At 61.9% G+C, this 6,539-nt stretch carries 8 protein-coding genes; all 8 read left to right on the top strand.

Annotated features, from left to right (window positions below; genetic code table 11):
* Nucleotides 1-252 precede the first annotated feature (252 nt).
* The 8 genes from JFN90_RS19365 to JFN90_RS19330 all read left to right on the top strand — a co-directional run bounded on the left by JFN90_RS19365 (nucleotide 253) and on the right by JFN90_RS19330 (nucleotide 6,327).
* Nucleotides 253-714 carry an RrF2 family transcriptional regulator gene (locus tag JFN90_RS19365; RefSeq protein ID WP_199396763.1) on the top strand — a complete coding sequence of 154 codons (462 nt, stop codon included), beginning with the start codon at nucleotides 253-255 and terminating at the stop codon, nucleotides 712-714.
* A 70-nt stretch (nucleotides 715-784) separates the two neighbouring features.
* Nucleotides 785-1,777, top strand: a complete 993-nt coding sequence (locus tag JFN90_RS19360; RefSeq protein WP_199396762.1) for a sulfate ABC transporter substrate-binding protein — start codon at nucleotides 785-787, stop codon at nucleotides 1,775-1,777.
* Nucleotides 1,778-1,811: 34 nt separating this feature from the next.
* On the top strand, nucleotides 1,812-1,970 hold the full coding sequence (locus JFN90_RS19355; protein ID WP_199396761.1) for a YezD family protein: 159 nt from the start codon (nucleotides 1,812-1,814) through the stop codon (nucleotides 1,968-1,970).
* A gap of 160 nt (nucleotides 1,971-2,130) precedes the next feature.
* Nucleotides 2,131-2,961: a nucleotide-binding protein gene (locus JFN90_RS19350; protein ID WP_199396760.1), complete on the top strand. Its 831-nt coding sequence runs from the start codon at nucleotides 2,131-2,133 to the stop codon at nucleotides 2,959-2,961.
* Between the two features lie 88 nt (nucleotides 2,962-3,049).
* Entirely contained in the window at nucleotides 3,050-3,928 is an 879-nt protein-coding gene (gene nifH / locus JFN90_RS19345) for a nitrogenase iron protein (RefSeq protein ID WP_199396759.1), read from the top strand.
* 34 nt (nucleotides 3,929-3,962) lie between these two features.
* Nucleotides 3,963-4,844 carry a radical SAM protein gene (locus tag JFN90_RS19340; protein ID WP_199396758.1) on the top strand — a complete coding sequence of 294 codons (882 nt, stop codon included), beginning with the start codon at nucleotides 3,963-3,965 and terminating at the stop codon, nucleotides 4,842-4,844.
* A complete protein-coding gene (locus tag JFN90_RS19335) occupies nucleotides 4,838-5,245 on the top strand; it encodes a NifB/NifX family molybdenum-iron cluster-binding protein (protein ID WP_199396757.1) in 408 nt (135 codons plus the stop codon). Before JFN90_RS19340 ends, JFN90_RS19335 begins: the two co-directional genes overlap by 7 nt.
* Nucleotides 5,242-6,327 carry a uroporphyrinogen decarboxylase family protein gene (locus tag JFN90_RS19330; protein ID WP_199396756.1) on the top strand — a complete coding sequence of 362 codons (1,086 nt, stop codon included), beginning with the start codon at nucleotides 5,242-5,244 and terminating at the stop codon, nucleotides 6,325-6,327. The genes JFN90_RS19335 and JFN90_RS19330 overlap by 4 nt, the downstream gene beginning before the upstream one ends.
* Nucleotides 6,328-6,539 lie beyond the last annotated feature (212 nt).

Genomic DNA, 6,539 nt, shown 5'->3' with positions numbered 1-6,539 from the left:
AGTTCGAACAGCAGGAGTTTAAGATGGCAGCATAAGGGTTTTTAACGTGTCCTCTATTGCGAAGACAGGTCACGTGCACGGAAAACGGGCGAATGATTATTCGCCCCTACAGGGCATACCGATGGGGGAGTCTCGGGTCAGGCTGGCAAAAGTGCAATCCCTGTCTGGCCACGCTAATGGAGATGAGAAAATGTGTTGACAGGCAGCAGCGGTAGGGTTATATACAAGTCTACAAAAGCTATCGAGTAAATTATGATATCGAAGAAAACGAAATACGGGCTCAAAGCTCTCATCTACCTCGCACGTCAGAACGAACAGGGACCGATCCTGATTGCGGACCTGGCGCGTGACGAGAATATCCCCAAGAAGTTCCTGGAAGCGATACTGCTTGCTCTGAAAAACAGCGGTATCCTGCAGAGCCGGAAAGGGAAGGGGGGCGGCTACTACCTGGGCCGTTCACCCAAACTTATTACGATGGGACAGGCGATCCGCGTCATGGAAGGACCTCTGGCGCCGGTGCCCTGCGTCAGCGAAACCGCCTACGCGGAGTGCACCGAGTGCGGCAACGAGTACACCTGCGGCATTCGGTTGGTCATGAAGGATGTGCGCGACGCCATCGCCCAGATCCTGGACAATACGACCCTGGCTGACGTGCTGGACCGCATCGACCACGCCGAACGCTCCGAAAACAACGTCATCGATTTTTGTATCTAAACCAGCAGCGCTTTTTTTTATCTCAAAAATCTACCAAATCTGTAGACTAAACAGGAAAAGGAGAACGACCATGAACAAATTCATCCGCATCGCTCTTGTCACGCTGCTCACCGCGGCACTTCCCCTCAGCGCTTTTGCAGCGCAGGAGTTCCTCAACGTCTCGTACGACCCGACTCGCGAGCTGTACCAGGACTTCAATAAGGCCTTTGCGAAAAAAGGGCACCAGAACGTTACCTTCAAACAGTCCCACGGTGGCTCGGGTAAGCAGGCGAGGGCGGTGATCGACGGGCTCGAGGCCGACGTGGTGACCCTGGCTCTCGCCTACGACATCGACGAGATCGGCGACAAGGCGAAGCTCATCCCGGCCGACTGGCAGAAGAGACTCCCCAACAACAGCTCTCCCTACACTTCGACCATCGTGTTCCTGGTGCGCAAGGGGAACCCCAAGCATATAAAAGACTGGAACGACCTGGTGAAGCCGGGTGTCGCCGTGATCACGCCGAACCCCAAGACCTCCGGTGGCGCACGCTGGAATTACCTGGCGGCCTGGGCCTACGCGCTGAAGCAGAAGGGGGGTAACGAGGCTAAGGCGAAACAGTTCGTCAACGAGCTGTTCAAGCATGTGCCGGTCCTTGACTCCGGTGCCCGCGGCGCCACCACCACCTTCGTGCAGCGCGGGCAGGGGGACGTGCTCCTCGCCTGGGAGAATGAGGCCTTCCTGGCAGTGAACGAGTTGGGCCGCGACAAGTTCGAGATCGTGGTGCCGTCGGTGAGCATCCTGGCAGAGCCGCCGGTAACCGTGGTGGACAAGGTGGTCGACAAGAAGGGAACCCGCAAGCTGGCCGAGGAGTACCTGAAATACCTCTACTCGTCGGAAGGACAGGAGATCGCCGCCAAGCACTACTATCGCCCGCGCGACAAGAAGGTAGCGGCCAAGTACGCCAAGGTGTTCCCGAAAGTGAAGCTGGTCACCATCGACGACACCTTCGGCGGCTGGCGCAAGGCCCAGAAGACCCACTTCGCCGATGGCGGCGTCTTTGATCAGATCTACTCCGCCAAGTAACCTGGCGCAGATACCATCACGTTCTGGAGGGAACATGGCCGCGACAACCGAACAGCCCGGCAAATTGAGCGAGGAGCTTGAACAGAGGCTCCGCATGGCTCTCAAGGAGATCCGCTTCGGCACCGTGACCTTGGTGATTCAGGACGGCAAGGTGATTCAACTCGACAAGAGCGAGAAGATCAGGATCCAGTAGAAAGAGAGCATGAAGGCGGCGGTTCGTAGACGGGACTGCCACGCCTCAATACCGACATACACCTACAGCTGACCAGACAAACTGGAGGCCAGGTCGTAACCGGATGCACGGTTATGCCCTGGCCTTTTTTGTTGGCGCCGGGGCATGAAAGGAGGCCCGTATGGCAGGAAAACATTTCGTCATCACCGGGAAAAGCGGCGTCGGCAAGTCCATGGTCGCCGCCAACCTGGGCGCCGCGCTGGCCGAGGCGGGACACAGAGTTCTGCTCATCGGTTACGACAACCACAGAAGTTCCGCGCGCAACCTGAGCGGGGGAAACAACTTCGCGCGGCTCCCAGGTTGGCCGCAGGGAGATGACACGCCGCTTTACGCCCGCGGCTATCGTGGTGCCCTCTGTCTCGAAGCGGGCACCACGGTAACCGCGGGCAAGGAAGCGGCGGAAGTGGCTCTGGCAGCTCATCCCCTGGTGGCGGCCTACCAGCCTGAGTACGTGCTGCACGACCTCCCTTGGGAGCCCGGCCCCGGGTTCAGGCTTCCCGCCGGCGTCGACGGGGGCGGGGTAGTGCTGGCCGTCACCTCCGCCGACCGCTGCTCACTTCATGTGTTGAACGGGCTTTTCGCCTGGCTCAACACGGTCGCCGCCGCGGACACCCGGCTGGGCGGGGTGGTGGCGAACAACCTCTCGGGGCCCCTGCACGAGGCGATCGTCTCCGATTTCGCCGGGCAAACCGGGGCTTCGGTCACGGCGGCCTTGCCGCACTCGATCATGGTGTCGGTGAGCGACTTCTACAGTCAGACCTTGCTGCAATCCGCACCCTTCTCGCACGTCAGCTATGCCTATCGCAAGCTGGCGCGGACGTTGACCGAGGGTGGGGCGCAGCGCCGTCCCAGGCCGTTGGAGGAGGATGCCTTGAAACGGTGGGCGACCAACTGGGGGGACATCATCGCCGAACTCGAGACCGGGGTAGTGCATGGCGGTCTGGGGATCTGAGCAGCTGAAGTACCCGGCAACAAAGCGACAACCCGCAGGCGCTGGCCGCGGGGCAGGTTCAGCATATATTGAAAAAGGAGCTAAAGACATGTCCGGCAAGAAAGTGAAAACCATCGCCATCTACGGCAAGGGTGGCATCGGCAAATCCACCACCACCTCCAACATCAGCGCGGCCCTCGCCGCCTCCGGCCTTAAGGTAATGCAGATCGGCTGCGACCCCAAAAGCGACTCCACCACCACCCTGCGCGGCGGCGGCTACATCCCGACCATCCTCGACACCCTGCGCGAGAAAAAGAACGTGAAGGTGGACGAGGTCATCTTTCGCGGCTTCGGCGGCATCTACTGCGTCGAGGCGGGCGGACCCGCCCCGGGGGTCGGGTGCGCGGGGCGCGGCATCATCACCTCGGTTGAGCTGTTGAAACAGCTGCGCGTCTTCGAGGAGCTCGACCTCGACATCGTGGTCTATGACGTTCTGGGCGACGTGGTCTGCGGCGGCTTCGCGGTGCCGGTGCGCGAGGGTATCGCCGACCATGTCTTCACGGTCTCTTCTTCGGACTTCATGGCGATTTACGCGGCCAATAACCTGTTCAAGGGGATCCAGAAGTATTCCAACAACGGGGGCGCACTCCTGGGCGGCGTCATTGCCAACTCCATGAACTCGGACTATCACAAGGCGATCGTCGACGACTTCGTGGAGGTCACCCAGACCCAGGTGGTCGAGTACGTTCCCCGGTCGGTTACGGTGACCCAATCCGAGCTGCAGGGCAAAACGACCATCGAGGCCTTTCCGGATTCGGAGCAGGCCAAGGTGTACCGAGCTCTCGCCGAGCGGATCTACAACCATAACGATTCCAAGGTGCCCACGCCGCTCAACGACAAGCAACTGCACGAGTGGGCCCTCAAGTGGGCCGACACCCTGCTGGCCATCGAGACCGGCGAGGTGAGAAGCAGCGGTGCCAGCATATAGAACGGCACAGGCGACGGCAGCGAAGGGAGGGGGCATGGCAAGTTCAAGGACCAGGGAAAGGGTGGCCCAGGGGCATCCCTGTTTTGGCGGAAACCGGCACAAGAACGGACGGATCCATCTCGCCGTGGCGCCGCGGTGCAATATCACCTGCGGCTACTGCGACCGCAGGCATGACTGTGCCCACGAGACGCGCCCCGGTGTGACCAGCAGGCTGCTCACCCCGACGGAGGCGCTGGCACAGGTGCGGGACGTTATGGCCCGCAGCGACTACGGCCCCATCATCAAGGTGATCGGCATCGCCGGGCCCGGTGACCCCTTGGCCAACGAGGAGACCTTTGAGACCTTCAGGCTGGTCCAGCGGGAGTTTCCGGAGTTGCTCTTCTGTCTGAGCAGCAATGGGCTGGTGCTCCCTGACCGGATCGGGGAGCTCGCAGACATCAACCTGCACAGCCTTACCGTCACCATCAATGCCGTGGACCCCGAGGTGGGGGCGCGCATTTACCGCCAGGTCTGCTACCGTGGCCGCGTCACGACGGGCAGGGAAGGGGCCGGGATCCTTATCCGCAACCAATTCGAGGGGATGCGGCTCGCGGCGGAGCGGGGCATGGTCGTCAAGGTGAACACGGTGCTCATCCCGGGGGTGAACGAAGGGCAGATCCCGCTCATCGCCGAGAAGGTGAGCGAGGCGGGAGCCTTTTTGATGAACGTGATGCCCATCATCCCGCAGGCGGCGTTCGCCCACGTGCCTCGCCCGACAGGGGAACAACTGGAGCAGGTCCGCCGCGCCAACGAAGGCACCATCGCGCAGTTTCGCGGCTGCCAGCAGTGCCGCGCCGACGCCATCGGACTCATCGGCGGCTGCGCGGATAGTAAAGCGGCAGTGAAGGATGACGTCAGAAGGAGCGGACAATGGTGAAGGTGGCGGTTGCTACGACAGATGGTCTTACCATCAACGAACATTTCGGGCAGGCACGCGAGTTCCGCCTGTACCGGGTTGAGGAGGACGGCTGCTATGAGCTGCTCGAAGTTCGGCCGATCGCAAATGCCCCTCGTGACAACGCTCGCGTCCACACGGCCGAGACGACCGTGGAACAGCTGGCGGACGTAAACGTGGTCCTCGTGAGCCAAATCGGACCACATGCCGCTGGGAGCCTGGCCGGGCGCGGCATCAAGTCGTTCACCGTAAAGGGGTCCATCGACAGCGCCTTAAGGGCGTACGGGAAGCGGCACAAGTTGCTCGACCAGGAGATCGCAGCTGTGACAGGATGTCGGCCCCGGAGCGGTTCCTGCGGCTGCGTGCAGAGGTGGGGCAAATGAGTGACACCTTCGCGGAAACCATGTCGTCGAAAGAGCGCACCGTCGCGGCGCTGACCGGCAAGCCTTTCGACCGGATACCGGTCAACCTCCTGATCAGCGATCATGCCGCGCGCGTCATCGGCGTGACCGTTGGGGAGTACAACAATTCCGCCCGGTTGCTCGCCAAGGGGCAGATCGCCGCCTGGCGCCGTTACGGCGCGGACAACGTCAACACCGGCCCAGGGCTTACCGGCGTGGCCGAGGCGATAGGAAGCAAGGTCGCCTTTCCGGACAGCACGCCCTATATCGCGGAGAACGTCGTGGTTCACGAGTCGGTGCTCGACACGCTGCGTATCCCCGACCCGGAGCGTGACGGGCGGCTGCCGCTCTTTCTCGAGGCGGCGACGTTGGTGCTCAAGGAGATCGGCGACCGGGTGCCGCTGGGCATGACCTGCGCCGGTCCCTTCACCACCGCCGCCGGCATCCGCGGCACGGAGCCTTTCCTGCGGGACCTGCGCAAGAACCCGGCCTTCGCCCACCGCCTGCTGCAACACTCCACCGCGAGCATCATCCGCTTCGCCAAGGCGGCGCTGGAGCGGGGGGCGCGGATCGGTCTCGCCGATCCGACCGCCTCCGGGACCATGATATCGTCGGCGCTTTTCAAGGAGTTCGCGCTCCCCTACTTGAAGGAGGTGTGCACCGCCATAAAGCAGGAATGCGGTGCCGCCCCGTCCCTCCACATCTGCGGCAACACCACGAAGATCTGGCAGGAGATGACCGACACCGGCGCCTCGGTCTTGAGTCTCGACGACGCGGTCGATCTCGCCGAGGCCAAGCACCAGGTCGGGGAGCGGGTGGCGCTTCTGGGCAACATCCGGCCCACCGCCGCCATGTACCTCGGCACTCCGGATGACGTCACCCGTAACGCCAGGGAATGTCTCGCCAAAGGGTGGGACAACCCGAAGGGGTACATTCTCGGCTTGGGGTGCGGCCTTCCCATCGACACCCCGCCCGCCAACATCGACGCCCTGGTCGCCGCGGCCAGAACCTATGGACGCTGGCCCCTGGATCAGTCGCTCTGGGCGGAGGGGAGCGCGGCATAGGAGGGGGGACAGTCCGGCTTTGCGTAACTGGGTGTCTGGTTTGTTTACCTGGCTGCCGATGAATACTCGTCCTATTACCATACCGATTAGGTAGATTTTTCTATTGACAACGAAAACCCTGAGTGGTAAAAATCAACCCACCAATTCGATGGACTTATAGTGCTATCCGAGGGCGCAGCGTGACTGTCCCTTTGGGAAGCGGGTAGGTATTG

The sequence above is a fragment of the Geomonas propionica genome (assembly GCF_016458235.1).
In the GTDB taxonomy this organism is placed as follows: domain Bacteria; phylum Desulfobacterota; class Desulfuromonadia; order Geobacterales; family Geobacteraceae; genus Geomonas; species Geomonas propionica.
Note: the sequence above shows the minus strand (reverse complement) of the source record. Positions and strands in the feature narration are given on the sequence as shown.

Bases quoted from the DNA above. Each gene is read 5' to 3' on its own strand.
- nifH (WP_199396759.1), top strand. From the start codon at position 3,050: ATGTCCGGCAAGAAAGTGAAAACCATCGCCATCTACGGCAAGGGTGGC.
- JFN90_RS19340 (WP_199396758.1), top strand. From the start codon at position 3,963: ATGGCAAGTTCAAGGACCAGGGAAAGGGTGGCCCAGGGGCATCCCTGT.
- JFN90_RS19360 (WP_199396762.1), top strand. From the start codon at position 785: ATGAACAAATTCATCCGCATCGCTCTTGTCACGCTGCTCACCGCGGCA.
- JFN90_RS19350 (WP_199396760.1), top strand. From the start codon at position 2,131: ATGGCAGGAAAACATTTCGTCATCACCGGGAAAAGCGGCGTCGGCAAG.
- JFN90_RS19355 (WP_199396761.1), top strand. From the start codon at position 1,812: ATGGCCGCGACAACCGAACAGCCCGGCAAATTGAGCGAGGAGCTTGAA.
- JFN90_RS19335 (WP_199396757.1), top strand. From the start codon at position 4,838: ATGGTGAAGGTGGCGGTTGCTACGACAGATGGTCTTACCATCAACGAA.
- JFN90_RS19330 (WP_199396756.1), top strand. From the start codon at position 5,242: ATGAGTGACACCTTCGCGGAAACCATGTCGTCGAAAGAGCGCACCGTC.
- JFN90_RS19365 (WP_199396763.1), top strand. From the start codon at position 253: ATGATATCGAAGAAAACGAAATACGGGCTCAAAGCTCTCATCTACCTC.